Source organism: Paraburkholderia silvatlantica, from assembly GCF_003096715.1.
Lineage (GTDB): Bacteria > Pseudomonadota > Gammaproteobacteria > Burkholderiales > Burkholderiaceae > Paraburkholderia > Paraburkholderia silvatlantica.
Window position 1 is genome coordinate 69,585 of the sequence record NZ_QEOL01000015.1, and the last position, 23,149, is coordinate 92,733.

Here is a 23,149-nt window from a genome sequence, read left to right on the forward strand (position 1 = left end):
GGCCACACTGCGACACCGCAAAAAGTCGCAGCATGGCCTCATCTCATCGTTACACGTTCACTTCACGTCGAACGAGTAATGTCCGGTCGTGCGATGCCCATCGGCGGCAACCGCGACCCACACCACCGAATACTTTCCAGGTGCCAGCGGATTCAGCGCAACCGACATGCGCTTGTTGTTGCCCGCATCGACCCTGGCCTTCTCGCGAATGACGGATTTGCCCTGCGCGTCGGTTACGTCGATGGAACTGAAGGCGGGCTCGAGCCCGTCGTCGAAATCGATCACGACCGCGCCCACCGTAGCTGGCACGGTCGATCCCGCAGGCGGTTCCTGATGCTTCGGATAAGCGTGCGCCCACGCGAGGTGGGCGGCGAGCAGTGCGATCGAGGCGACGGCCGTGCGCAATGTAGCGAGTTTCATGGCGATATTCCTGTGTGTATGTGCGGGCTTACTGGAAAAGCGGCTTGCCGATCGTGCGCGGCGCGATATCGTCGAAGAAGATGTGCACCTGCGCGAGGATGCCGACGTGAGAGCCGCTGGCCCGGTTGATCGGGATCTGCGCTTCGATGCCGAGCTGGCCATAACGGTTCATCCAGATGAAGCCGGGGTTGACAGTCCCGGTCGTTTGTCCCTGGCTGCGCGAGAGGGGCACTTCGACCAGCGGGATGAGGTTGGAGAACGGCTGCGGCAAGCCGACGTCGTGTACGTGCTGTTGCAGGTAGGGCAGGCTGTACTGGAACGTGAAGCCATAGTCGAACGCGTTCGGCTGCCCGCCGCCGGTCGTGAACGACGGTCCCGCTTCGCCCGTGATGGCGATGGGCCGCAGCCATGCGAGCGAGTCGGGCAGGTCGCCCATGCCCTTGCCGGCGAAGACCGTGGGCGAGATCGTCGAGAAGTTGGCGGCGATCGCGCGGCTGCCCGTGCCGCCGAGTTCGGCGTTCACGCCCACCGAGGTCATGAATTCATGCGCGTCGTTCACGTAGAGCAGGTACTTGAGCCCCACGCCGAAATTGTCGAAGCCGCGCGCGCTCGGGTTGTTCTGCATGACGTAGCTGCCGTCCACCGAGAACGCGAGCCGCGGCGTGATGAGCTTGTCGTACTCGAAGCTGAAGGTGTTGATGCTTTGGTCGCCGGCGTCGCCGGGCACGCGTTGGTGCCCGAATTCGAGGTTGGCTTCGTCGCCTACGCCGGGGTCGTCGACGGAGAGCGTGGAGGGGAAAACGCGGTCGCCCGCGATGGCGTGAGCATGGGCCGCGCACGGTCCGAGCAGAAGCGCGCAGCCGATGAGCCGCGTCAACGCGCGAACGGGTGCAAGCACGTCCCGCGCCATGGGGCTGGACGGCGATTGATCAGACATGAGTTGTCCTGTCGAGAAGCGAGGCACGCGCGCGAGCCTCGGCGGCGCGCGTGCAGGCCCGGCGACACGCTGGGCGCGTCGTCCGGGATTGGCATGGTCGATCCAGTCAGGACAGGGGTGGGGCGCGTGCGTGGATGTGGGCCGCGGGCGCGACGAGGCAAACGCTCTCGAATCGCGCCGCGATGCGCGCCTGCACAAGCGCGCCGACGACAAACAGCGGCACCGGCACGCCGGACACGACGGGCAGGTGCGCGAAGAAGCTGCAATAGCCGCAGTCCTGCATGTCGCCGGACGTTGCGTTCGCTGCGTGTGCGCTCGCTGTGCCGTGCGCGCCGCGAACGTCGCGCTCCATCGAAGGCATGCCGCAGGGCGCGCGTTCCACCGTGCCGGGCGCCATCTGCATGGCCTGGGCGGCTAGCAGGTGCGAAACCACGGGCGCGAGCGTCGCCATGAGGAGCGCAAGCATCCCCAGTAGACTGCCCAGCCTGAGTTGGAATCGGCGCACGGTGTGAAGTGGCGGAAATATTGCGGGGATTATGCCACGCGAGCCGCAGCCCCGCCGCGCCGCTTACAGCAGCGCCCCTTGGCAAAGCGTCGCGGCCCCTACAAGACGGCATGAAGCCGGCAGGAAGCGATCAGCCGCGCAGGCCGACCGTGTGGCGCAATTCCTGGTAGCTGCGCAAGCCGGCGACGCCCAGTTCGCGGCCAATGCCGCTCACGCCGAAGCCGCCCCAGCACACTTGCGGAAAGATCAGTTGCGGGGTGTTGACCCAGACGAGCCCGGCGCGCAGCTGCGCCTTGTAGCGTCGCGCGGCTTTTTCGTCGCCCGTCACGACCGTGGCGACCAGTCCGTAACGCGTATCGTTGGCGATGGCGATTGCTTCGTCATCCGAACGGAAAGATTTCACGCACGCGACCGGCCCGAAGATTTCGTCGGTCCACAGCACGTTGTCCGCCGCGGGTTCCGCAATGACCACCGGCGCCATGAAGAAGCCATCGGCGCATGCGGGATCGAGCTGGCCCGCGAACGCGATCTGTGCGCCCGCTTCTACGCCTTGCGCCACGAGCGCCGCGACGCGTGCGTGTTGCGCCGCGCTGATGAGCGGTCCCATCGCGGCGTCCGCAACCTGAGGCGGCGCGACCAGGACGGCTCGCACCGCTGTCTCGAACGCAGCCATGAACTTGCGATACACGTTGTCGTGCACGAGTATGCGCGCGGTGGCCGAGCACATCTGCCCGGCGTTGGTGAACGCGCCGCCCACCGCGAGCGAGACGGCCTGCGCCACGTCGGCGTCTTCGCGTACGACCAGCGCGGACTTGCCGCCCAGTTCGAGCGTGAGGCGCTTCATGTCCTGCGCAGCGGCCTGCATGACTTTGCGGCCCGACGCCGTACTGCCGGTGAACGAGATCTTGTCGACTAGCGGATGCGTCGTCAGCCATGCGCCGACGTCGCCGCCGCCGTTGACCACGTTCACGACGCCATCGGGCACGCCCGCTTCGCTCACGATTGCGGCGAGCATGTGCTCGGTGGGCGAGGTGAGTTCCGAAGGCTTGATGACGACCGTGCAGGCCGCGGCTAGTGCGGGTGCGAGTTTCCAGGCCGTCGTGACCATCGGGAAATTCCACGGCACGATCAGCGCCGCGACGCCAACCGGTTCATGCACGCGCTCGGCGAGCAGCGCATCGTCCGGCACCGCGACCGCTTCGGCGGCGAACGCCGAGGCGTCTTCGCACAGGCCGGCGTAGTAGTTGAACGTCGCGATGGTGTCGCTCACGTCGAGGTCCGCTTCGAACGGCGGCTTACCGCTCACCTGCATCTGCATGGCAGCGAGGCGTGCGCGGTCGGCTTCCACCAATTCGGCGATCTTGCGCAGCAGCTTGCCGCGCGCGGCGGGCGTCGTGTGCCGCCACGCAATGAGCGCATCGTGCGCGGCATGCACGGCGCGATCGACCATCGCGGCCGTGGCGTGCTGCTGCCAGCCGATCGTTTCGCCCGTGGCCGCATTGCAGATGCGCGAGCACACTTCGCTGTCCGCGGCGCACAAGCTTTCGCCCGCAATCGTTGCGGCGGGCAGCACAAAAGCCTCGCCGTCGATCCGGCGTTCGGCGATTTGACGTTCGTTATTCGTAGCCATGAGGTGTCTCCTCGCGCCCTAGCGGTAAGCCACGCCGGGCATGATGCAAAGCATTTCGAAGGCGAGATTCGCGCCCACGAGCGCGGTCGTGCCGGCCTGGTCGTACGGCGGCGAGACTTCGACGAGGTCGGCGCCTACCACGTTGAGCCCCTTCATGCCGCGCACGATCTCGAGGCCCTGGTGCACGGTCAGGCCGCCCACCTCGGGCGTCCCGGTGCCGGGCGCGAAGGCGGGATCGAGCCCGTCGATATCGAAGCTCAGGTACACGGGCGTGTCGCCCACGCGTGCGCGCACTTCTTCCATCAGCGGCGCGAGCGAGCGGTTCCAGCAGGCCTCGGCTTGCACGACGGTGAAACCCTGCTTGCGGCACCAGTCGAAATCTTCCGCGTGGTAGCCGGTGCCGCGCAGGCCGATTTGCGTGACCTTGTCGCATTGCAGGAGACCATCCTCGACGGCGCGGCGAAACGGTGTGCCGTGCGCGATCTTTTCGCCGAACATGGTATCGTTCACGTCGGCGTGGGCGTCGATGTGGACGACGGCGACCTTGCCGTATTGCTTGTGCAGCGCGCGCAGGATCGGCCATGCGATCGTGTGGTCGCCGCCGAGCGTGATCGGCCGGCAGCCCGTCTCGACGATGCGGTCGTAGGCCGCTTCGATCAGACGAATCGAATCCTTCAAATCATATGGGTTCGTTGCGACGTCACCGATATCGGCCACCTGCAGCGAATCGAACGGCGCCGCGCGCGTGGCCATGTTGTACGGTCGCAGCAGCACCGATTCCGAGCGGATCTGGCGCGGCCCGAAGCGCGTGCCGGAGCGGTTCGAGGTGCCGATATCGAGCGGCACGCCCACGAAGCAGACGTCGAGGCCCTCAGTGGTCTCGGCCTGCGGCAGGCGCATCATGGTGGCGATGCCGCCGAACCGCGGCATCTCGTTGCCGCCCTGCGGCTGGTTGAACTGGCGCTCCATCTGGTGTATCTCCGATCGTTACAGGCAAATCGATCGGGCGATGGTAGGGGAGATCCCGCGCGGCCAAATATTGAAGTTGAGATGTTTACATCGATGGAATTCGATGTATGCAGGCTCTTAATCGACTAAACTCCGCGACTAAACCCCGCGATTAAACGGCCTGCTTAAACCGCGGCATGGCCCCAGGCGATCAGTTCGCGCTTGGTGCGCACGCCCAGCTTCGCGAAGGCGCGCTTCACGTACGACTCGGCGGTGGCCACCTGCACGCCCAGGATCTGTGCGGCTTCGGGCACGGTCTTTCCGGTGATGAGGTGTGCGCAGGTTTCGTATTCGCGCTTGGACAGGCGCACGCCGTCTGCCGCAATGCGCGCGTCGAACTGCGCGAGCGGATGCATGAACGGCGCCGCGTGGGCGATGCGCCGGGCCGCGCTCGTGGAGGCGTGCAGTTCGAGCAGCGGAAACAGAAACTCGCTCACGCTGCGAAAGCGGTTCATTTCCACGAGCGTAAACGGCGGTTCGCGCAGTCCGCGTTCGAGCGCGATGGAGTCCTGCGCGTGGCGCGTGCCGCGTGCGAGCACGCATTCGTGGGCGATGCGCGCCTCGTCGAAGAGCCGCTGGCGGAATTCGCCCGGCGGTATCGCGCCGATGTCGCGCACCACCAGCATCGTGCCGAGCTTGCCGCGAATGCCCGCGAACAGCGGATCGCTTTCGTAGAAGCGGTCGTAATACAGGGTCATCACGTCCGAGATCGCGCCCGAATCCATTCCGACCCCGCCACTGCCGATCCATTCGCAACGAAAGCCCGTAGGCATCGTGCTGTCCGCGCGCGAACGCTCGATATGCACGACATTGACGGGCACGACCTCGTTCACCAGCAGCGTGAGACGTGGCACGAAATCGGGCGTGCCGACGGCCTCGATCACGTTGCCGAGGGTCTTGAACGAGAGCGGAAAGTTCGGTTGATCGCGGTTGAGCGGGGGGACATTGAGCTGCATGGCACGCCCATTCGTGATGGCCGATTTATTATAGCCGAAGGCTATTGCGGCCAAAAAAGCCCAAAACCGGGCAGCAAAACACCGCTTGCCCCCCCTGAGGGGGGGCATACCGCGGCCGCGCCAGTCGGTAACTTTGGCGTCACTCGATCAACGGGAAGCGACGCAAATGAGCAAACTGATTCAGGACATCGTGCCGCTGGGCGCTGGCATCGGCGAATTCACCAGGCTGGAGTACGGCATGGACGAAAGCGACTGGCGCGCCACGGCCGGCAAGAACAACAACTACGTGATCGGCTGGTGGGAGGGCAAGGTCGGCGCGGTGGATTTCCCGGCCACGACCGCCGACGAAGCGGTATGGCTCGTGCAAGGCAAGATCGCCCTGACCGACGCGAACGGTGCCCGCAAGGAATTCACGGCGGGCGAGGGTTACCTCCTGCCCGCCGGCTTTGCAGGCCGATGGGAAACCCTCGAAGACGCGAAGAAGTTCTACGTCGTGCTCGAACAGGCCTAAGGACCATGGCGAACTGCCTCCCGTGGAAGGCGGTTCTCTTTTCTCCCGTTCCGTGCAGTGAAGCCTATGATGAGTATCCCTGCAGAAGTTGAAGTCGAATCGCGCCCGGGCGTCGCGCTCAGCGTGCAAGAGGCGCTTTCGCGCACGCGGTTCTTTCCGTACTGGCTCGACAACCCCGCCGAGCCGCCGACCGAACCCAGGCTCAGTGCCAACGCGGAGGCCGACCTGCTGATCGTCGGCGGTGGCTTCACGGGGCTTTGGGCCGCCGTGCAGGCCAAGGAGCAGATGCCGCATCTGAACGTCGTGCTGATCGAGGCGGGCAAGGTCGCGCATGGCGCGTCGGGTCGCGCGGGCGGCATCATCTCGACTTCGGTGATGCATGGATTGCCCAATGCCATGCGGGTATTCCCTAACGATATTGCGCAGCTCGAAGCGTTCGGTCATCACAACCTCGACGGCTTCGAGGAGACGCTCAAGCGCTACAACATCGACGCCGATATCGAATGGAACGGCGAAATGACCGTGGCGGTCGATCCCGGGCATATCGAGCCTTTGCGCGGCGACTATGAGCTTCACCAACGCTATGGGCACGATGTCGTTCTGCTCGATGGCGAAGCGACGCGCGAACAACTGGATTCGCCCTTGTTCGCCGGTGCGCTGTGGTCGCGCAATCGCAGCGGCATCGTGCATCCGGCCAAGCTTGCATGGGGTCTCAAGCGCGCGGCGCTTTCGCTCGGCGTGAAGCTCTACGAGCACACGCCGCTCATCGGCGTCGTCGACGAAGGCCAGACCGTCTACGTGAAGACGCCCGAAGGCAGCGTGCGCGCCCCGCGCGTGGTGTTCGGCAGCGGTACGGCAAAGGTTGGCATTCCTGACATCAACCGGCGCGTGCTGCAGGTGCGCGACCACGTGCTCGCGACCGAACCGCTGACCGAAGCACAGCTCGCGCGTATCGGCTGGAAGAATCGCCAGGGCATTTACGACACGCGCACGCAGCTCAATTACTTCCGCCTCACGAAGAACAACACCATCATCTTCGGCGGACTCGTGAGCTATCACTTCGACGGCGATCCGAATCCCCCGCAGGACCAGAAGGCCGAGACCTACTATCGGCTCGCGCAGGCGTTTTACCGCACCTTTCCGCAGCTTGCCGACGTGCGCTTCTCGCATGCGTGGGGGGGGCCGATCGACTACTGCTCGCGCGGCTCCGTGTTCGCGAAGCGCTATCTGAACGACAAGGCCGTTTTCGTGGCGGGCTACACGGGCTTTGGCGTGGCGGCGAGCCGCTTCGGTGCCTTCATGGGCCTGAATATCCTGTTCGACCGCGCGAGCCCCGAGCGCGCGCTCGATATCGCCAACCAGAGCCCGGCTTATATCCCGCCGGAGCCGGTGCGCTGGCTGGCCGCCAAGGTCACGTTCCATGCGTTCGACGGCGCCGACGCCGAAGGCGGCTGGAAGCGCGCGTGGATCAAGGGTATCAAGGCGATGGGCTTTCCGATGTGAGGGATGAGCGGCATGTTCTCCAATACCTCCGATCTCGACCTGCGGCTCATCCGCGTGTTTCTCGCCGTGGTGGACGCGCGCGGCATCACCGCGGCCGAAGCGACGCTAGGCGTGCGGCAGTCCACCATCAGCACGCAACTCTCGGCGCTCGAGGCGCGCGTGGGCTTCAAGCTCTGCGAGCGCGGGCGCGGCGGCTTTCGTCTCACGTCGAAGGGCGAGCGTTTCGTGCCTTCTGCGCGCGCGCTCGTTGCGGCCACCACCGAGTTCGTCGCGCGCGTGCGCGATATCGACCGCAAACTCGTCGGCACGCTCGGCATCGGCCTGATCGGCCAGGCTTCGCACGTCGAGAACGCGCGGCTCGCGGAGGCGATAGGCACATTCCGCAAACGCGATCAGGCTGTGCGCTTCACGATGAAGGTCGCGGCGCCTCGGGAACTCGAGGAAAGCCTCGTCAACAACCACCTCGACATTGCGATCGGCTACTTCTGGCATCGCGTGGCGGGCCTCGACTATACCGAGCTGTTCAGCGAGCGACAGGTGCTGTGCTGCGGACGCGGGCATGCGCTTTTCCATGGTGCGCCGAACGTGAACGTGGACGACCTGCGCGAGCACGACTGGGTCTGGCGCAGCTATCCGATACCTGAGGAGCTTGCGGGTATCGGCGACCGGCAGGTGACGGCGATTGCCGACAGCATCGACGCCGCCACGGTCCTGATCCTCTCGGGCAGCCATATCGGCTATCTGCCCGCGCATCACGCCGAGCCGTTCGAGCAGCGAGGCCTCATCCGGGCGCTCGGACGCGCCACCTTCGGCTTCGACGTGCCGATGCATCTGGCCGTCAAGCGCAGCGCCGCGGAAAAGCCCATCGTGCGCGCGTTCTGCGACGATCTGCTTAACGTCTATGGGCAGCATGCCGCCGTGCCCGAATCGCTGGGCGAATGAAAGATGCGGTGCGGGTCATACACAGGAGCAGCTACCTGCCCAAGACTGCGCCTTAGGCCGAATCGCTTGTCGCCCGCGCGGTTCGGCCGGCGGGCGCATTCGTATTGGCCGCCGCGCTGTCGTGCGCCGGCAGCCCGCTCACCGCAGCCGTGAGCCCGCGCCCGCCCGGGTTGTTGCGCAGCGTGAACGTCAGGCCATGACGCTGCGCGATGCGCGCCACGATCGAAAGGCCGAGCCCGCTGCCCGTACCCTGTGCATGATCGCCGCGAAAGAAGCGGTCGAGCACGCGTTCGAGATCGCCTTCGGGAATCCCGGGCCCGTTATCGATGACTTCGAAGCCGAGCGTGTCCTGCGAACGTGTGAGCACGAGATCGATCTTGCCGCCTGTCGGCGTGTAGCGAATCGCGTTGTCCAGCAGGTTGTTCAGCAGGGTGTTCAGGCCGTGCGCATCGGCGTTCACATTGCAGATGCACTCGGGCGTCACGGGCGGCCGCGACTCCAGGCCGAGGTCGATGCCTTTTTCCTCCGCGAGCAGCGAGAAGTCGCCGATGGCCTGCTCGCCCAGGCGCCGCAGGCTCACGACCGTGGCGGGCGTGCTCCCCTGCGCGTCTTCGCGCGCGAGCGTGAGCAATTGCTGCACGAGGCGGATCGTGCGGTTCAGGCGCGTTTGCATGCGCTCGAGCGTGCGCGGCTCGCCGCTGAGCGTGCCGTCGTGCAGCGCGGCCTGCCATTGCAGCTTGAGCGCGGCGAGCGGCGAGCGCAGTTCGTGCGCCGCGTCGGCGATGAAGGTGCGCTGCGCCTGCGAAGCCGCGTTCAGGCGGTCCAGCAGATCGTTTAGCGCGACGACTAGCGGGCGCAGTTCGACCGGCACCGAGCCATCGAGGCGCAACGGCTCCAGCTCGTGCGCCGAGCGCGAAGCGAGCAGCGCTGACAGCGCGCCCACCGGCGCGAGCCCGCGCGTCACCACGAACAGCAGGAGCACGATGGCCACCGGCACGAGCAGTGCGAGCGGCCACAACGTATGCAGCGCGAGGTGCAGCGCCAGCCCGTCGCGCACGGAAATGGGCTGGGCGACCTGAACGAAGCGGTTCGGTTGCGCGATACCGTACACGCGCCAATGCACCTCGTCGTGCTCGATCGTGCGAAAGCCCGTGGCCTGGCGCGGCAGCACCGGCGTTTCCTGCGAGCGATAAACCAGCTTGCCGTCCCGGTCCCAGATCTGGATGAGAATGCGATCGTCGGCGATCTCGTCGAAGCCGGGGCCGGACTGCTCGACCTCGCGCGCCATCGTGGCGTTCGCGGGCAAGGAAAGCGCTACGGCATGCAGCTCGTAATCGAACAGCTCGCCCGCTTCTTCGCGCGCGCTGTGAAAAATGCCGAAGCCGGCCATGACGAAAGCGGCCGCGAAACCGCAGATGAGCCAGCCCAGCAGACGGCGGCGGATGGAATTCATTCCGCTCTCTTGAGCCGGTAACCCACGCCGCGCACGGTCACGATCTGGTCGGTGCCAATCTTGCGGCGCAAGCTGTGCACATGCACCTCGATCGCGTTGCTGCCGACTTCCTCGCCCCAGCCGTACATGCGCTCTTCGAGTTCGGCCTTCGTGAACACGCGCGCGGGCTGCTCGATGAGCACGCGCAGCAGCGCGAATTCGCGCGGCACGAGCGCGACGCTTTCGCCGTCTTTCGTCACCTCGTGCGCGGCGGGGTCGAGCGCGAGACCGCCGTGCGTGTAGACGGGCTGTTTCTGGCCCGTGCGGCGGCGGAGCATGGCGCGCGTACGGGCGGCCAGTTCGTCGAGATCGAAGGGCTTGATCAGGTAGTCGTCGGCGCCCGCGTCGAGCCCGGCGATGCGGTCCGTCACGGAGTCGCGCGCGGTCAGGATCAGCACGGCCGCTTCGCCGCCCTTGCGGCGGTAGCCGTTCAGCACCTCGATCCCATCCTTTTTCGGCAGCCCGAGATCGAGCAGCACGAGGTCGTACACATCGTTGCCGAGCGAAAGCTCCGCTTCCCGCCCGTCGCGCGCCCAGTCGACGGCATGACCCTCGCGGCGCATCGAGTCGAGCACCGTTTCGGCAATCATCTCGTCGTCTTCCACCAGCAACAGGCGCATCGCTCGCTCCCCCAATTACTATCGTTACATTGTCGCTCATCCCGGCTTAACCGGTGCTTAAGCGGCACGACGAGGGGGAGCAGGGCAGTCAGTCGAAGCGTATTCGAATGAGGATTGCGAGAGCCGCGCTGAGTTCGTAACGCTTACAGACCGACGTCCGGCAGGGCGGGGCGCGTGGCGAGCGCCTTCTCGACCACCGCCTTCACGTGCGCGAGCGCTTCGCCTTCGAGCGCCAGGCGCGGCGGGCGCGTGATCGCGCTGCCGCGGCCCACCAGTTCCTCGCACAGCTTGATGCACTGCACGAGGTCGGGGCGCGCGTCGAGATGCAGCAGCGGCATGAACCAGCGGTAGAGCGCGAGCGCTTCGTCAAAGCGCTTTTGTTTCGCGAGACGGAAGAGCGTTTCGCCTTCCTTCGGGAATACGTTCGACATGCCCGACACCCAGCCTTGCGCGCCCACGGCCACGCTTTCGACCAATACGTCGTCGAGGCCCGCGAACAGCACGAAGCGCTCGCCCACGGCGTTGCGCAGATCGATGAAACGGCGCGTATCGCCCGACGAATCCTTGAAGCAGACGATATTTTCGCAATCCTGAAGAGCGATGAGGATGTCGGGCGTGACGTCGTTCTTGTAGATCGGCGGATTGTTGTAGACCATCACCGGCACGTCGGTGCTGGAAGCCACGGCGCGGAAATGCGCGGCCGTTTCGTGCGGCTTGGAGGAATACACGAGCGCCGGCATGACCATCACGCCGTCCACGCCTACGCGCGCCGCTTCTTTCACGGTTTGGCGCGCGAACTCGGTGGTGAATTCGGCGACGCCGGCAATCACCGGCACCTTGCCGCCTGCCGCGTCGCGCGCGGCCTCGATCACCGCAATTTTTTCATGCGTCGCGAGCGAGGTGTTTTCGCCGACGGTGCCGCACACCACGAGGCCCGACACGCCGTCCTTGACGAGGTTGCTCACCACCCGGTGCGTGGCGTCGATATCGACTGAAAAGTCCGCCTTGAATTGCGTGCTGACGGCGGGAAACACCCCGCTCCACTGGATCGCGCTCACTGTGACTCACTCCTTGAATGCGTAGCGGCTCGCGCCGGTACCTGTTGAATATGAGTGGAGTATCGCTGTCCAATTCGTTTGACGCTTGGGGCCTTTCGCGCTTCAAAAAGACGAAATCTGCATAGTCCTCCGCCGTGTTCAGCGGCCCGGGGACAATCCTCGGCACGCTGTCGCGAGGCTCAAGTACCCGGCGTCTGCGCGCTTTCCGGCGTTTGCAGCAACGCGCGATACTGGCTTGGCGTGACGCCCACCGTGGCCTTGAATTGCCGCGTGAACGCGCTGTGATCGTTATAGCCGCACTGCGTGGCGATGTCGGTGATGCTCAGGTCGCTCGCGAGCAGCGCCGAGGCGGCGTCCAGACGCGTTTTCAGCAGCATCTGGCGCGGCGTGAGGTGAAAGATCTTGTGGAAGTACCGCTCGATCTGCGCCACCGACATGTTGATGAGCTTCGCCAGATGCGCGAGCTTGAGCGGTTGCGCATAATTGTCCTGGATATACTTCGCGGCGACCGCGAGCCGCTGGTAAGCGGGGTGCGTACCTTCGGCGGCCTGCAGGTCGCGCGAAATGCCCGCCACGCCCAGCACGCGGCCGTGCGCGTCGTGCAGCGGGACTTTCGAGGTGAGACACCAGCCCGGCTGCCGGCCCGGATACAGATGCAGTTCGAGCTGGTCGATGAGACTGCTGCCGAGCCGCACCACGGCCTGGTCCTGCGCGGTATAGCTGTGGCCGAAGCGCGAGGGAAAGACCTGCTCGGCCGTCTTGCCGAGCAGCGCGCGTTTTTCCTTGAGGCCGCAGCGCGCGGCGAGCGTGGTGTTCACGATCACGTAGCGCGCCTCGTGATCCTTCACGAAGAACACCACGTCGGGCATGGTGTCGAACAGCGGTTCGAGCATGGTGAAATGCGCGACTATCTGTGCAAACGTGGCGTTGTCGAGGGCGGCGGGCAGGACCAGTTCGGGCATCGCGAGGCGCCTGGGGCGGGATCGGCGGAAATCACCATTGTGCCGATTTGCGCACGCCCGCGCATCTGCAAGAAAAAAATGCGTGTGGCGCTATGCCGTCATCTGTGCGTGCAGCAAGGTGTCGATGCGCGCGGGCGAGAACGGCGGGCGCTGGCCGTTTTGCGGCCAGCCGAAGCAGAACGCCGCTGCGTCGCCGCAAATCTTGCCCTGGCAGGGACCCATGCCGCAGCGTGTCTGCAGCTTGGCGTCGCGCCACGACGCGTGGCGCGCAACGTCGCGAAAGGCGACGTCCTCGCAACGGCAAAACACGGTGTCGGGCTGCGGGAGCGCCCGCAACGCGGGTGAGAGTTCGAACGCCGCGTGCAGGCGCATGGCGAAACGGCGGTAACGCTCGCGCCCGGCAAACAGGTGCCGGGCGTTCGCGTCGTCCCCGAGCGCAGCGTATGCCGCGATGCGTCCTTCCATCGCCGCGAGTTCCATGCCGCCCACGCCCGTGCATTCGCCGGCCGCATAAATGGCTTCGGCGGAGGTCTGCTGCCATTCGTTCACGGCGATGGCGGGAGCACCCGCATGGGTTTCGAGGCGGCAACCCAGCGCTTCGCCAAGGCCTGTATTCGGCACGAGGCCATAGGCGCACGCGATCCGGTCGCATTCGACCAGCACTTCGCCGTTGCCGCGCCGCGCGCGCGCGTGCGTCACGCGCGTCGTGCCGATCGCTTCGGCAATATACGCATCGCACCAGTAAGGCGTGGCGCGCAGATCGAAGCGCATGCGCAGTGCCTGTGCGAGTTTCGCGGGCGTATGGACGAGACCTGCCGCGAAGCGGCGCACCGCCTGGGGCGACGCCTGCTCGACGATAGCGGCGATCGCCGCGCCATGCTGGCGCGCGGTGACGGCGGCGGCCCACAGCAACGGCCCGCTGCCCGCGATGACGATGCGTTCGCCGCGCACGGGCATCCCGCCTTTGATGAGCGCCTGCAAGCCTCCCGCGCCCGTGATGCCCGGCAAGGTCCAGCCAGGATAGGGCAGGAAGCGCTCGCGCGCACCCGCGGCGACGATGAGCTTGCCGTAAGCGAGCGTGAGCGCACGGTCGGGACGCTGGGCGAGCAATCGCCGCCCGGGAAGCGCCTGCACGATGCGGGTTGCGCTTAGCAGCGCGACGTTGCTGCGCGCCGCGAGGGCGTCGAGCACGGCGCGCGCGGGGCCAGCTGCGCGATGACCGGGGCCCTGACGCCAGATCTGGCCGCCAGGCAGCGCATTGTCATCGACGATGCCGACGCTTGCGCCCGCCTGTGCGGCGGCGTGCGCGGCGTTCAATCCGGCGGGTCCGGCGCCAATGATCAGGATATCGAATTTCATGGCGCTGCATTCCCGGTGACGACCTTCATGCCCGCGACGCAGACCGTCTGGCATGCAAGCCGATGCGGCACGCCGTCGATGGTGACGCGGCACTCCTGGCAGATGCCCATGCCGCACAACGGCCCGCGCAGCGCGCCGCTCACCGAACGCCGCGTGACGGGCGCGGCGCGCTCTGCATGTGCGGCGATGGCGACAGCTGCTGCAACCGAGCTGCCCGGCGCGACGCCCACTTTGCGCCCATCGATCGTCAACGTCGTATTGGATTCAGGCATGCACGGCCCCATGGTCGGCGAAGCGGGCAGGGAGATAGGGCGTCGCGTCGATATCGGCGTCGCGTCCGAGCATCTGCGCGGCAATCAGCTTCGCGGTGCCGAGCGCCGTGGTCACGCCGAGGCCCTCGTGTCCGGTGGCGAGCCACGTGGACGGATGGCTGCCTTCATCGGCAAACGAGGCGGCCGGGCCGATCAGCGGCATGCCATCGCTCGATGCGGGGCGAAATCCCGTCCATGCGCGAATCGCATTGAGCGCGGGCAGTTGCGGCAGATATTCGGTCGCGCGGTGCAGCATGCGCGCGAGCATTGCCGGCTCGACGGCGGGGTCCGTGCTGTCGAACTGCCGCGACGAGCCGATCAGCAGTTGCCCGGTCGGCCGCGGCTGCACGTTGAACGCGACCGAGGTGCCGCTCGCGTTGTGCGCGCTCTTGATGTAGCCGAGTTCGAGAATCTGATGGCGAATCGTGCCGGGATAGCGGTCGGTAATGAGCAGGTGTCCCTTCTTCGCCTGCAGCGGCAGGCGCGGCAGCAAGTCGAGCGCCTGCAGGCCGTTCGCGATCAGGACAGCGTCCGCGCCGACGACCTCGCCATCGGCGAGGTGCACGCCCGCGCGATCGATGCGCGCGACCTGCGTTTGCGTGCGGCAGGTCATGCGGCCGCGAACCGGTTGCTCGAGCAGCCATGCTGCTACGGCAGGCGCATAAACCACGGCGTCGTTCTCGACGATCATGCCGCCTGCGAGGCCTTTGCGCAGGCCGGGTTCCGCTTCGCGCAACTGGCGTGCATCCTGCATCGAGCACGTCACGCCCTGGCGTTGCAGCGCCTGCTGACGTGTTTGCGCGAGCGTCAGTTCTTCTTCGTCGGCGGCGACCCAGAGCGTGCCGCAGCGCAGGAACGCATGGCGATCGTCGAGACGCGGCGCAAGCGCGTGCCATAGCCCCAGCGACCACGCACTCAACGCGAATTCGGCGGGCGTGTCGTCCATCACGACGAGGTGGCCCATGCCGGCAGCCGTCACGCCGCCGCCAGCACCGGCGCGTTCGATGACGAGGACGTTCAGGCCCTGCGCCGCGAGTTCATGCGCGCATGCGGCGCCCACGATGCCCGCGCCGATCACGACGACATCGTGTCGGCCGCTCGAACCTTGCGTCACGCGGGAATGCCCCAGGCGAACGGATCGTCGTCGTCGAAAATCAGTTTGGACTCCGCGCTAATATGCGCGCTGCCGCGTATGCTCGGGCGCACATGGCCGGCGGGGAGTTCGGGCGTGATTTCATAGCATGCTTCGAACACGCTGCCGATAATGCTTTCCTGGCGCCACCGCGCGCCGGGCGCGAGCGTGCCGTCCGCGGCGAGGCACGCGACCTTCGCACTCGTGCCGGTGCCGCACGGCGAACGGTCGTAGGCCTTGCCGGGACACAGCACGAAATTGCGGCTGTCGATGCCCGCGACGTCCGAGTGCGCGAACAGTTCGATATGGTCGATCAGCGCGCCGTCCGCGCCGGTAATGCCATTCGCCTCGAGCGCCTGGCGCATGGCCCACGTGGCTTCGGTGAGCGCTTCGACGTTGCGCGCTTCGAGCGTCAGGTCGTGATCGGCGACGAGGAAGAACCAGTTGCCGCCCCAGGCGATGTCGCCATGAACGCGGCCATAGCCGGGCACGTCGAGCGGCACGGCCTGGCGGTAGCGATACGCGGGCACGTTGCGCACGGTGACGCTGCCGTCGGCGTGCAGTTCGGCTTCGACGTTGCCGACCGGCGTTTCGATGCGATGCACGCCGGGCGCGATGCGCCCGAGATGCGCGAGCGAGGCGATGAGGCCGATGGTGCCGTGCCCGCACATGCCGAGAAAGCCGACGTTGTTGAAGAAGATCACGCCGGCGGAGCAGGACGGATCATGCGGCTCGCAAAGCAGCGCGCCGACCATCACGTCCGAGCCGCGCGGCTCGTTGACGACACCCGCGCGCACGCGGTCGAAGTCGCGACGGAAACCGGCGAGGCGTTCGGCGAGCGGGCCGCGGCCCAGCTCCGGGCCGCCGGCGATCACGAGGCGCGTGGGTTCGCCGCCCGTGTGGGAGTCGATAACGGTGAGGGTTTTCATGCCGACAATCGTAGGCCGCGCCATTTTGGCCGTCTTGCTCGAACGGCCCATGCGCGGTGACGATTTCGGCATAGTGCGCCGGGCGTGAAAGCACGCCGCTCCCGGGGGAACCATGGCGCGCGCGCTTTCTTTAGCGCTCTCTTCAGTCTTTCGCGAGCGCCAGTTGCTCCAGTTGGCGCACCACTTCGGCGCGCAGGCGCGTCGGCATGTTCTGGTAGCCCAGCAGGTCGGAGATCCACAGGCCGTCCGCCGCGAGCCGGCAGATCATGAGCCGGGCGGCGGCTTCGAGCGGCAGCGGGTCGGGGCGCGTCCACTTTCGCATGGGCGCGGCGTAGCGCTCGCGAATCGCGGGGTCGGTCATCATCGCGGCCACCAGCACGCGCAGGACGTTGGTGCTGGCGGCGGGGCTCGTTTCGTCGAGCGTGGTGCGCAGGTAGGCGCGCGCGGCGGCGCCGTGTTTCGGCGCGCCTTGCGCCACGCCTTCGGCGATGCGCATATGCATCTGCTGCTCGAAGCGCGTGAGCGTCTGCTCGAAGAGCGCATCGAGCAAGCCCTGCTTGTTGGCGAAGTGATACTGCAGCGCACCCTTGGTCACGCCCGCGCGTTCGGCCACGGCGTCGAGCGTCACGGCGGGCACGCCTTGATCGGTGGCGATATCGGAAGCTGCTTGCAGCAACTGCGCGCGCACCTGGGCCGGGGCTTTCTTGCGGCGCGTGCCGGCGGCAGGCGCCGCGTCCTTGCGCGCAGAACGAGGCTTCGGAGCCGAAGGGGCCGGTGGTGCCGCTGCGTCAGCCGCCTTCGCGCTGCGCCTTGTCGCGCGCGCGGGCGCCTTGACGGAGGAGTCTTTCATGGCGGCGATCATACCATTGCAGACGTCGCTGCTAAACATTCCGTACGGATGGTATGATCCGCCGATGCAAAATTCCAACCCGCCTTTTACCGCCTCCGCAGCCGCCATGGCGGCGCTCGACGCCTCGATCATTCGCGGCCGCGAGGCGCTCGTGCAGCAGCAGGACGCCGATGGAAGCTGGTGCTTCGAACTCGAATCGGACGCCACGATCACCGCGGAATACATCCTCATGATGCATTTCATGGGCAAGATCGACGTGGTGCGCCAGGAGAAGATGGCGCGCTATCTGCGCGAGATTCAGCGTTTGCAAACGCACGGCGCATGGGATCTCTACGTGGACGGCGCGCCCGATGTCTCGTGCAGCGTGAAAGCGTACTTCGCACTGAAGGCGGCGGGCGACTCCGAACAGGCGCCGCACATGGCGCGTGCCCGGGAGACCATTCTGAAGCTCGGCGGTGCGGCGAAGTCCAATGTGTTCACGCGCATTCTGCTCGCCACCTTCGGTCAGGTGCCGTGGCGCGCCACGCCGTTCATGCCGGTCGAGTTCGTGCTGTTCCCGAAGTGGGTGCCCATTTCGATGTACAAGGTCGCCTACTGGGCGCGCACGACCATGGTGCCGCTGCTCGCGCTCTGTTCGCTGAAGGCGCGCGCGGCCAATCCGCATGATGTGTCGATTGCCGAACTGTTCGTTACGCCCGCCGACGAGGAGCGCGAATACTTTGCGCGCGGCAAGGGTATCCGCCGGCTCTTTCTCGCGGCTGACCGTGCGCTGCGCCATATCGAGCCGCTGCTGCCGCGCGCGCTGCGCCAGCGCGCCATGAAGTACGCCGAGGCCTGGTGCGCCGAGCGCATGAACGGCGAGGACGGCATGGGCGGCATTTTTCCGCCTATCGTCTACAGCTACCAGATGATGCAGGTGCTTGGGTATCCTGAGGATCATCCGTTGCGGCGCGATTGCGAGAATGCGCTGGAAAAGCTGCTCGTCGAGCGCCCGGACGGCAGCGTGTATTGCCAGCCCTGTCTCTCGCCGGTGTGGGATACGGCGTGGAGCACGATGGCGCTCGAACAGGCGCGCTCGGCCGTGGCCGCCGATGCGGCGTCGGCCGCTATCGGCGACCAGGAACTGCAGCGGCGTATTGCGCGCGCGTACGACTGGCTCGCCGGGCGCCAGGTGGAAGACGTGCGCGGCGACTGGATCGAGAACGCGCAGCCCGACACGCCGGTTGGCGGCTGGGCCTTTCAGTATGAGAACCCGTACTATCCCGACATCGACGATACGGCCGTGGTTGCCGCCATGCTCCATCGGCGCGGCCGTGGGCAGGCGCGCAAGACGGGCGTGGACCCGTATGCGGCGCGTGTCGCGCGCGCGCTCGACTGGATGCGCGGCCTGCAATCGCGCAACGGCGGCTTCGGCGCCTTCGACGCCGATTGTGACCGCCTCTATCTGAACGCGATTCCCTTCGCGGATCATGGCGCCTTGCTCGACCCGCCAACCGAAGACGTATCGGGCCGCGTGCTCCTGTGCTTCGGCGTGACGGGCCGCGCCGAAGACAAGGCAGCGCTCGCGCGCGCCATCGAGTACGTGAAGGCCGCTCAGCAAGCCGACGGCAGCTGGTGGGGCCGCTGGGGTACCAACTACATCTATGGCACGTGGAGCGTGCTGGCGGGTCTCGCGCTCGCGGGCGAGGACCCGGGGCAGCCATACATCGCACGCGCGCTCGCGTGGCTGCGCGCGCGCCAGCATGCCGATGGCGGCTGGGGCGAGACCAACGACAGCTATATCGACGCGCGCCTTGCCGGCACCAACGGCGGCGAAAGCGCGTCGAACTTCACTGCGTGGGCGCTGCTCGCGCAAATGGCGTTCGGCGACTGGGAATCCGAGTCGGTTCGGCGCGGCGTGGCGTATCTGCTATCCGTGCAGCAGGAAGACGGGTTCTGGTGGCATCGCTCGCACAATGCGCCGGGGTTCCCGCGTATCTACTACCTCAAGTATCACGGGTACACGGCGTATTTCCCGCTGTGGGCGCTGTCGCGCTACCGGCGGCTGGCTGGCGACGCGGTCGTGGCGCGGGAGGTGGAAGAAGCCGAGCTGGCAGATTGATTGGGAAGCGGGGCGCAAGCGCGCCCCGCGTAGTTTGCTTACCGCGATTTCTCCAGTGTAATCGTTTCGAACAACTCATAATTGCCGGTCGGCGTTTGATCGGCGCCCGGCGCGTGATAGTAGTTCATCGTGATCGTGGTTTTGCCGCCGTGCGTGCCGGGATCGACGTCGAACACCGCAATGCCATAGCCCGTGCCCGTATCGCGCTGCGCCGACCAGATCGCGTCTTCGAGCGCGTCCGCCGTCGGGCGCGCGAAAGTGCCCGCGGTCGTGCCCGGCACCGGGTGGTTGGGCTTCGTGAACACCTGAGCCTGCGGGTTGCCGTTGCCGGCGTCCACGCCGTACACGTCGAGCGGTGCGCTCGTGCCGCCGCCGCCCAGGATCAGGTGGATCGTGCCGTGGCTCGTGTCGAAGGTGTTGCCCACCCCCTGGGCATGCGTGACGGGGCGCGGCTGAAGCGTGTCGACGCGCGCGCCGGTCTTCGCATCGACGCCCGCGTGATGATTGCAGCCGCGCACGGGGTAGCTGCGCTCGTAGTCGTGGTCGTGGCCGCACACCACGAGGTCCACGCCATAGCGGTCGAAGAGCGGCAGCCACGCTTCGCGAATGCCCTTGTCCGAGCCGTTGCCCGTTTTCGACGAGCTGAGCGCGTCCTGGTGCATCTGCACCACGATCCAGTCGATATCGTCGTCGTCCTTTGCCTGCTTCAGGGTTTGCTCGAGCCAGCGCGTCTGCACGCCGTTGCTGTAGCCGCGCACGTAGAACGAAGTGCCCGGCTGCACCGGCGCGTTGCCCGTGCTCGCGGCAGGCACGAGCGGCGAGGGACCGGCCACGAACGCGGCGGCGTCCTGGTAGACCACGTCGTCGGCGTCGAGCGAGACGAACAGCACGTTGCTCACGCGGAAGCGGTACCAGCGGCCCGAAAACTGCGTGCCGTTATGGGGCAGCGTATAGCGCGTGAGATACGAATTCAGGCCCTGCGGGCCGTTGTAGAACTCGATCTCGTGATTGCCGGGGCACGGCATCCACGGACGATTCGCCGACGAGGTCTGGTTGTTGTTGCCGAAGTCGCGCCACACATCGGTCTGGTGCGCGGGATTCAGGTTCGCGTAGCAGAGGTCGCCATTGAGCAGATGAAAGAGCGGCTGGAAGCGCTCCACGGCCTCGACGGCGAAGCGGCTTTGCGCAGACGACAGCACCCAGCCCGTGTTCGGCGTGGCGAGGTCGCCGTAGCTCGTGAAGCGGAACTTTGCGCGCCCGCGCGGGGCTGTGGTGAAGCTCGACGAAAACGGGCTGCTCGCGTGGCTGTCGTTGTCGGCGGTGACTTCGTAACGGTAGGTCGTCGCCGGGTCCAGAGCGCGCAGCCGTGCGTGATACGTGAAGACGACGCCGCCGGTGAGCCCGTCGGTATAGGTGCGTTGCACGGCGTGCACCGTCTCGCGTTTGCCGCGATCGGCGCTGTAGATCACGCGCGGATTCGTGGACGAGGCGAGCGACGCCCACGAAACGACGACTTCGCGTGTCGGATCTTCGCCCCAGGTGAGGTGGATCTGCTCGGGCGTGCCGTCGGGGGTGGCGGCGTCGGCTTTCGCGCTGCCCGCGAAAGCGCTGGCCGCGCTCGCGAAGCCGGACGCGCCGGCAAGCTTGAGGAAGCCGCGGCGCGAGACGCCGGCGCCGCTTTCGGTGGATGCATTCTCGGGGATGTCTTTATTCGTCATGTCGTCTCGGGAGCAGAAGGCGAAGCCTGCGCTGGCGGACTTGCATGACTGACGCGCGCGGGCGCAAGCATCGCAGGGTGAGTGTCTGCGCAACGATGGCTTGCCTGCATGACCTGGCGATGACACTGCCCTTGTTTTACGCAGCATGACGGGCCGCGCTTGCATCGCGCGACCCGCTGTTACCGCGCTTACCCTTACCCGTCAAGCATGGGCTTAGAACTTCAGGCGCATGCCTGCCGCGACGACCGCTTGCGTATCGCTGGACGAAGCCGCGAGGTTGTAGATCGACGCATTGCCGAGCACCGGAATGCCCTGGGCGCCCGAAACGCGCTGGTAGACGCCTTCGAGATAGACGTCGGTGCGTCGGCTCAGCGCATAGTCGGCCTGCAGCATGAACTGGTTCCAGTGCGGCGACGCGTTGCCTTGCGCTCGGCTGACCGACCCGTCCGTATACGTATAGGCGCCGCCGAGGCTCAGTTGCGGCGTGAGCGCGTAACGGCCGTTCACTTCGAAGTTATTGAACGTCAGGTAGTCGGCATCGAACGCGTTTAGCGAACCGCCCTGGGCGATCTGCGTGGGCTCGGCGACCATCGTGCGCGTGAACACGAGACCCACCTTCGCCGGCCCGATCGTATAGCTGCCGCCCGCGCCGAGCGTGCGCGTGCGTGCAGCGACGAACATCGGATCGTTGTCGGTGCCGCTGCCGGCGCTCAGTGCGCCGTTCGTGGTCGAGCCGGGCTCGTTGCCCTGGAAGTACGCCACGGCCAGGTTGATCGGGCCGCCGGTCCACGAAGCGCCCATCGTGTAGGCGTTATTGTTCGAGAAGCCCCCGCCCTGGTTGCTGAACGCGTAGGCGCCTTCCACCTGGAAGCCCGCGTAGGTCGCGCTGCGGAACTTGACGGCGTTGTTCATGCGCACGTCGTTGTTGAGGTTGTCGTTGTCGAACGGGTGCATCGCGATGTTGCCGCCGAAGCCGGAACCCGTGGCCGACATGGGCGCGATCATGTCCACGAGGGCGTCGTACTGGCGCCCGAGCGTGAGCGCGCCGTACTGGTCGCTGGAGAGGCCGACCCACGCTTGCCGGCCGAACAGATAACCGCCGTTGGAGCCCTTGCCGTTGACGACCGAGAAACCGTTCTCGAGGTCGAAGATCGCCTTGAGCCCGCCGCCCAGGTCTTCGGTGCCGCGCAGGCCCCAGCGGCTCGTGCTCACGTTGCCGGACTGCATGCCCCACGTCGTGCCATGACCGGTGGACGACTTCTGATTGCTGATGTAGTCGAGGCCCGCGTCGACCGTGCCGTAGAGCGTAACGCTGCTTTGTGCGTGAGCGCTCGTGCAGGCGGCGGCCGCCGCGAGCGCGAGGAGGTTCAACAACGCTTTTTTCATTTCGGTTCCGTAGAGAAGGAGAATGCTTCGTGTGTGGCGGAACCGGAAATTTAGGCGAGGGCGATTACGCAAACGTGTCGAAAATGGCCCGAAAAATGAAACTTCCTTTAGGTTATCGATACGTTCAGTTCATGGGAAAAGCCGGTCGCGGCAGGGGGGTGTCCGGCCGCTGATCAATCGACGATCTTCTTCGTGTGCGCTTACAGGTAGGAGGTTCCGTCGATGTAGGCCTTGCGCCAGCGAATGATCTTCACGCTCTCGAACAGCCCGACATGCGTGAACGGATCCTGCGCGATGAAGCGCTCGGCTTCCTCGCGCGTTTCGAGGTCGACGATATAGATGCCGCCGCCCGCGCTGCTGCCGTCGTCGTTGAGTTTTGCGCCGCAGGCCAGCAACAGCGCCTTGTTGCGCGCGAGAAATTCCAGATGCGCATCGCGCTCGCGTGCGCGCATCTCGGCGTGACCGGGCTTGTCGAACGTTTCGATGAGAAAAGGCATGGCGCGTCTCTCAATTGGGCACGATGGCCGAAGGATGCTGGGCGAGCGGCGTCACGCTGATCTTCAGGAACGGGAAAAGCGGCAGCGCGGCAAGCAGCGTATGGAGTTCGTCGTTCGATTCGACGTCGAACACGCTGTAATTCGCGTATTCGCCGGCCACGCGCCACAGGTGGCGCCACTTGCCTTCGCGTTGCAGCTTCTGCGAAAACGCCTTTTCCTCGGCCTTCAGGGCGTCGGCGTAGGCGGCGTCGGTGCCGTGCGGAATCTGCACCTGCATGTGCACGAGAAACAGCATGAATCGTCTCCGGTGAGGATGGGGTTC

Annotated in this window: 23 protein-coding genes; 4 read left to right on the forward strand and 19 right to left on the reverse strand. The window is 66.2% G+C overall.

What is annotated here, in order from left to right:
- Positions 1 to 57: 57 nt before the first annotated feature.
- The 6 genes from C7411_RS20310 to C7411_RS20335 all read right to left on the reverse strand — a co-directional run bounded on the left by C7411_RS20310 (position 58) and on the right by C7411_RS20335 (position 5,456).
- The gene (locus C7411_RS20310) at positions 58 to 420 is read right to left on the reverse strand and encodes a copper resistance protein CopC (RefSeq protein ID WP_110385855.1); all 363 of its coding nucleotides are present in this window, start codon (positions 418 to 420) and stop codon (positions 58 to 60) included.
- Between the two features lie 28 nt (positions 421 to 448).
- A complete protein-coding gene (locus C7411_RS20315) occupies positions 449 to 1,330 on the reverse strand; it encodes a hypothetical protein (protein ID WP_110385856.1) in 882 nt (293 codons plus the stop codon).
- 133 nt (positions 1,331 to 1,463) lie between these two features.
- Positions 1,464 to 1,823 carry a DUF2946 domain-containing protein gene (locus C7411_RS20320; RefSeq protein WP_116603291.1) on the reverse strand — a complete coding sequence of 120 codons (360 nt, stop codon included), beginning with the start codon at positions 1,821 to 1,823 and terminating at the stop codon, positions 1,464 to 1,466.
- A gap of 169 nt (positions 1,824 to 1,992) precedes the next feature.
- On the reverse strand, positions 1,993 to 3,492 hold the full coding sequence (locus C7411_RS20325; RefSeq protein WP_110385858.1) for an aldehyde dehydrogenase family protein: 1,500 nt from the start codon (positions 3,490 to 3,492) through the stop codon (positions 1,993 to 1,995).
- An 18-nt stretch (positions 3,493 to 3,510) separates the two neighbouring features.
- Complete coding sequence (gene speB / locus C7411_RS20330; RefSeq protein WP_110385859.1) at positions 3,511 to 4,461, reverse strand: agmatinase; 951 nt, start codon at positions 4,459 to 4,461, stop codon at positions 3,511 to 3,513.
- Between the two features lie 164 nt (positions 4,462 to 4,625).
- Entirely contained in the window at positions 4,626 to 5,456 is an 831-nt protein-coding gene (locus tag C7411_RS20335) for a helix-turn-helix transcriptional regulator (protein ID WP_110385860.1), read from the reverse strand.
- Positions 5,457 to 5,622: 166 nt separating this feature from the next.
- On the opposite strand from C7411_RS20335, the gene C7411_RS20340 reads away from it, so the two are divergent.
- The 3 genes from C7411_RS20340 to C7411_RS20350 all read left to right on the forward strand — a co-directional run bounded on the left by C7411_RS20340 (position 5,623) and on the right by C7411_RS20350 (position 8,412).
- Complete coding sequence (locus C7411_RS20340) at positions 5,623 to 5,967, forward strand: cupin domain-containing protein (RefSeq protein WP_110385861.1); 345 nt, start codon at positions 5,623 to 5,625, stop codon at positions 5,965 to 5,967.
- A gap of 69 nt (positions 5,968 to 6,036) precedes the next feature.
- Positions 6,037 to 7,470: an NAD(P)/FAD-dependent oxidoreductase gene (locus C7411_RS20345; protein ID WP_243413253.1), complete on the forward strand. Its 1,434-nt coding sequence runs from the start codon at positions 6,037 to 6,039 to the stop codon at positions 7,468 to 7,470.
- 12 nt (positions 7,471 to 7,482) lie between these two features.
- Positions 7,483 to 8,412, forward strand: coding sequence for a LysR family transcriptional regulator (locus C7411_RS20350; RefSeq protein WP_110385949.1), 930 nt, complete (start codon positions 7,483 to 7,485; stop codon positions 8,410 to 8,412).
- Positions 8,413 to 8,464: 52 nt separating this feature from the next.
- Here C7411_RS20350 and C7411_RS20355 read toward each other — a convergent pair whose 3' ends face one another.
- The 9 genes from C7411_RS20355 to C7411_RS20395 all read right to left on the reverse strand — a co-directional run bounded on the left by C7411_RS20355 (position 8,465) and on the right by C7411_RS20395 (position 17,125).
- A complete protein-coding gene (locus tag C7411_RS20355) occupies positions 8,465 to 9,865 on the reverse strand; it encodes an ATP-binding protein (protein ID WP_110385863.1) in 1,401 nt (466 codons plus the stop codon).
- A complete protein-coding gene (locus tag C7411_RS20360; RefSeq protein WP_110385864.1) occupies positions 9,862 to 10,524 on the reverse strand; it encodes a response regulator in 663 nt (220 codons plus the stop codon). The genes C7411_RS20355 and C7411_RS20360 overlap by 4 nt, the downstream gene beginning before the upstream one ends.
- 143 nt (positions 10,525 to 10,667) lie before the next feature.
- Positions 10,668 to 11,582: a dihydrodipicolinate synthase family protein gene (locus C7411_RS20365; RefSeq protein WP_243413254.1), complete on the reverse strand. Its 915-nt coding sequence runs from the start codon at positions 11,580 to 11,582 to the stop codon at positions 10,668 to 10,670.
- A gap of 179 nt (positions 11,583 to 11,761) precedes the next feature.
- Positions 11,762 to 12,544, reverse strand: coding sequence for an AraC family transcriptional regulator (locus C7411_RS20370; protein WP_110385865.1), 783 nt, complete (start codon positions 12,542 to 12,544; stop codon positions 11,762 to 11,764).
- A 90-nt stretch (positions 12,545 to 12,634) separates the two neighbouring features.
- Entirely contained in the window at positions 12,635 to 13,903 is a 1,269-nt protein-coding gene (locus C7411_RS20375; RefSeq protein WP_110385866.1) for an FAD-dependent oxidoreductase, read from the reverse strand.
- Complete coding sequence (locus tag C7411_RS20380; RefSeq protein WP_110385951.1) at positions 13,900 to 14,175, reverse strand: 2Fe-2S iron-sulfur cluster-binding protein; 276 nt, start codon at positions 14,173 to 14,175, stop codon at positions 13,900 to 13,902. The genes C7411_RS20375 and C7411_RS20380 overlap by 4 nt, the downstream gene beginning before the upstream one ends.
- Complete coding sequence (locus C7411_RS20385) at positions 14,168 to 15,328, reverse strand: NAD(P)/FAD-dependent oxidoreductase (RefSeq protein WP_110385867.1); 1,161 nt, start codon at positions 15,326 to 15,328, stop codon at positions 14,168 to 14,170. The genes C7411_RS20380 and C7411_RS20385 overlap by 8 nt, the downstream gene beginning before the upstream one ends.
- Entirely contained in the window at positions 15,325 to 16,284 is a 960-nt protein-coding gene (locus C7411_RS20390) for a 4-hydroxyproline epimerase (RefSeq protein ID WP_279306305.1), read from the reverse strand. Before C7411_RS20390 ends, C7411_RS20385 begins: the two co-directional genes overlap by 4 nt.
- Before the next feature lie 133 nt (positions 16,285 to 16,417).
- Positions 16,418 to 17,125, reverse strand: a complete 708-nt coding sequence (locus C7411_RS20395; protein ID WP_181431353.1) for a TetR/AcrR family transcriptional regulator — start codon at positions 17,123 to 17,125, stop codon at positions 16,418 to 16,420.
- A gap of 64 nt (positions 17,126 to 17,189) precedes the next feature.
- Here C7411_RS20395 and shc point away from each other — a divergent pair, with 64 nt between their 5' ends.
- Positions 17,190 to 19,226, forward strand: a complete 2,037-nt coding sequence (shc, locus tag C7411_RS20400) for a squalene--hopene cyclase (protein ID WP_110385953.1) — start codon at positions 17,190 to 17,192, stop codon at positions 19,224 to 19,226.
- Between the two features lie 38 nt (positions 19,227 to 19,264).
- Here shc and C7411_RS20405 read toward each other — a convergent pair whose 3' ends face one another.
- The 4 genes from C7411_RS20405 to catC all read right to left on the reverse strand — a co-directional run bounded on the left by C7411_RS20405 (position 19,265) and on the right by catC (position 23,122).
- Entirely contained in the window at positions 19,265 to 20,944 is a 1,680-nt protein-coding gene (locus tag C7411_RS20405; RefSeq protein WP_110385869.1) for a purple acid phosphatase family protein, read from the reverse strand.
- Positions 20,945 to 21,157: 213 nt separating this feature from the next.
- On the reverse strand, positions 21,158 to 22,330 hold the full coding sequence (locus tag C7411_RS20410; RefSeq protein WP_110385870.1) for a porin: 1,173 nt from the start codon (positions 22,328 to 22,330) through the stop codon (positions 21,158 to 21,160).
- Positions 22,331 to 22,530: 200 nt separating this feature from the next.
- Complete coding sequence (locus C7411_RS20415) at positions 22,531 to 22,827, reverse strand: YciI family protein (protein ID WP_110385871.1); 297 nt, start codon at positions 22,825 to 22,827, stop codon at positions 22,531 to 22,533.
- Between the two features lie 10 nt (positions 22,828 to 22,837).
- Positions 22,838 to 23,122 (reverse strand): muconolactone Delta-isomerase, encoded by a 285-nt coding sequence (gene catC, locus C7411_RS20420; RefSeq protein ID WP_110385872.1) that lies wholly within the window; start codon positions 23,120 to 23,122, stop codon positions 22,838 to 22,840.
- Between the last annotated feature and the right edge of the window lie 27 nt (positions 23,123 to 23,149).

Coding starts and splice junctions, on each gene's coding strand:
- C7411_RS20415 (WP_110385871.1), bottom strand. CDS start 22,827: ATGCCTTTTCTCATCGAAACGTTCGACAAGCCCGGTCACGCCGAGATG.
- C7411_RS20405 (WP_110385869.1), bottom strand. CDS start 20,944: ATGACGAATAAAGACATCCCCGAGAATGCATCCACCGAAAGCGGCGCC.
- C7411_RS20320 (WP_116603291.1), bottom strand. CDS start 1,823: ATGCTTGCGCTCCTCATGGCGACGCTCGCGCCCGTGGTTTCGCACCTG.
- C7411_RS20310 (WP_110385855.1), bottom strand. CDS start 420: ATGAAACTCGCTACATTGCGCACGGCCGTCGCCTCGATCGCACTGCTC.
- C7411_RS20340 (WP_110385861.1), top strand. CDS start 5,623: ATGAGCAAACTGATTCAGGACATCGTGCCGCTGGGCGCTGGCATCGGC.
- C7411_RS20325 (WP_110385858.1), bottom strand. CDS start 3,492: ATGGCTACGAATAACGAACGTCAAATCGCCGAACGCCGGATCGACGGC.
- C7411_RS20360 (WP_110385864.1), bottom strand. CDS start 10,524: ATGCGCCTGTTGCTGGTGGAAGACGACGAGATGATTGCCGAAACGGTG.
- C7411_RS20345 (WP_243413253.1), top strand. CDS start 6,037: ATGAGTATCCCTGCAGAAGTTGAAGTCGAATCGCGCCCGGGCGTCGCG.
- shc (WP_110385953.1), top strand. CDS start 17,190: ATGCAAAATTCCAACCCGCCTTTTACCGCCTCCGCAGCCGCCATGGCG.
- speB (WP_110385859.1), bottom strand. CDS start 4,461: ATGGAGCGCCAGTTCAACCAGCCGCAGGGCGGCAACGAGATGCCGCGG.
- C7411_RS20350 (WP_110385949.1), top strand. CDS start 7,483: ATGTTCTCCAATACCTCCGATCTCGACCTGCGGCTCATCCGCGTGTTT.
- C7411_RS20375 (WP_110385866.1), bottom strand. CDS start 13,903: ATGAAATTCGATATCCTGATCATTGGCGCCGGACCCGCCGGATTGAAC.
- C7411_RS20335 (WP_110385860.1), bottom strand. CDS start 5,456: ATGCAGCTCAATGTCCCCCCGCTCAACCGCGATCAACCGAACTTTCCG.
- C7411_RS20370 (WP_110385865.1), bottom strand. CDS start 12,544: ATGCCCGAACTGGTCCTGCCCGCCGCCCTCGACAACGCCACGTTTGCA.
- C7411_RS20315 (WP_110385856.1), bottom strand. CDS start 1,330: ATGGCGCGGGACGTGCTTGCACCCGTTCGCGCGTTGACGCGGCTCATC.
- catC (WP_110385872.1), bottom strand. CDS start 23,122: ATGCTGTTTCTCGTGCACATGCAGGTGCAGATTCCGCACGGCACCGAC.
- C7411_RS20355 (WP_110385863.1), bottom strand. CDS start 9,865: ATGAATTCCATCCGCCGCCGTCTGCTGGGCTGGCTCATCTGCGGTTTC.
- C7411_RS20395 (WP_181431353.1), bottom strand. CDS start 17,125: ATGAAAGACTCCTCCGTCAAGGCGCCCGCGCGCGCGACAAGGCGCAGC.
- C7411_RS20380 (WP_110385951.1), bottom strand. CDS start 14,175: ATGCCTGAATCCAATACGACGTTGACGATCGATGGGCGCAAAGTGGGC.
- C7411_RS20410 (WP_110385870.1), bottom strand. CDS start 22,330: ATGAAAAAAGCGTTGTTGAACCTCCTCGCGCTCGCGGCGGCCGCCGCC.